Annotated in this window: 1 protein-coding gene; it reads left to right on the forward strand. The window is 74.5% G+C overall.

Annotation, left to right across the window (positions count from 1 at the left end; translation table 11 throughout):
* Positions 1-247 precede the first annotated feature (247 nt).
* Positions 248-1,399, forward strand: coding sequence for a metallophosphoesterase (locus D7V97_RS42915; RefSeq protein ID WP_120616257.1), 1,152 nt, complete (start codon positions 248-250; stop codon positions 1,397-1,399).
* Positions 1,400-1,583: the final 184 nt, after the last annotated feature.

Raw genomic sequence — 1,583 nt, forward strand, 5'->3', positions numbered from 1 at the left:
GCCTGGGGCTCGGGCGACTCGGGCGAGCCTGGGGCTTGGAGACGCGATGCAGCCCGGACGGGGGAGAGAGCCTTCGGGCGCCCGCCAGGGGTTGCCGGGCGCGGCGGCGGGGCCCCCGTTATCTTCCCGCGCTCGAAAGCGTCCTGGGGTCCTGGGGCGGAAGGTGACGCGCGTGACGGACGTGTCCTCGGAAGAAGTCCCATCGCGGCCGGCGCGGCGCTCGGCCGGCGCCCCGGGCTGGCGCCAGGTGCTGGGCCTGCTGCTGGGGCTGGGGCTGCCCACCGCGCTGCACGTCTACATCGGCCTGCGCCTCTTCACCTCCCCCGGCTGGCCCACGCCCTGGGCCGCGGTGGGGTGGGGGCTCCTGGGCCTCTGCTACGTCGTCCTGCTGGCGGGGTTCCGCGCCGCACGCCGCGAGCCAGGCGGCTTCGTCTCCCGCGCCATCCAGTGGGGCGCCTACATCTGGCTGGGCGCCTTCGGCATCTTCCTCACCGCAGTGCTGACCTCGGACGCCATCGCCGGGGTGCTGTCCCTGTCCGGCGTCGTCACGGACGCGCACGCCCTGGCGCAGGGCCGCGCGGCGGCGGTGCTGGGGACCGTGGTGCCCGCGGTAGCCTTCGCCTTCGTCACCGCTCGCGGCCGCGCCCGCGTGGAGCGCACCACCGTGGTGGTGAAGGACCTGGGCCCCGGGCTGGACGGCCTCCGCGTGGTGCAGCTCTCCGACGTCCACGTGGGCCCCACGCTGGACGGCGTGTGGTTGCAGCGCGTGGTCGACCAGGTGAACGCGCTCCAGCCGGACCTCATCGCCGTGACGGGCGACCTGGTGGACGGCACCGTGGAGCAGCTTCGCGACCAGGTGGCGCCGCTCGCGGGCCTCAAGGCCCCGCTGGGCGTCTACTACGTCACCGGCAACCACGAGTTCTACCATGGCGCCCGTGCCTGGACCGCCGAGGTCGCCCGGCTGGGCCTCACCGTCCTCCAGAACGAACACCGCGTGGTGGAGCGCGGCGGCGCGCGGCTCGTCGTGGCCGGCGTCACCGACTTCAACGCCGCGCAGATCGACCCGCAGCTCGCCAGCCGCCCCGACCTCGCGCTCGCCGGCGCCCCGCCCGACGTGCCCCGGCTGCTGCTCGCCCACCAGCCCCGCACCGCCCTGTCCCTGGGCGGCCTGCGCGTGGACCTCCAACTGTCCGGCCACACCCACGGCGGGCAGATCTTCCCCTTCATGTTCTTCGTGAAGCTCCAGCAGCCCGTGGTGAGGGGCCTCGCCACCGTCGCCGGCACCCGCGTCTACACCCACCGGGGCACCGGGTACTGGGGCCCTCCCCTGCGCCTGGGCCCCGCCCCGGAGATCGCCGCGCTCACCCTCGTGGGCACCCCCAGGACCGTCGGGGATTGAAGCTACGCTTGATATTTCCGTTATTTCTGCTTAGTGTGGGGACGTGGCCATTGCACCGTCTTCCCTCCTTGTCCCGGAATTCGCTTTCCCCCGTCCCACGGCGCCCCTGGTAGCGGGCGTGCGGCGCGGAGGGGTGGCGCGGGTGGCGGCGCCCCGGGCGGCGGCGGCGGCGGTGGTGCCGCTG

The sequence above is a fragment of the Corallococcus sp. CA053C genome, from assembly GCF_003611675.1.
Taxonomy (GTDB): domain Bacteria; phylum Myxococcota; class Myxococcia; order Myxococcales; family Myxococcaceae; genus Corallococcus.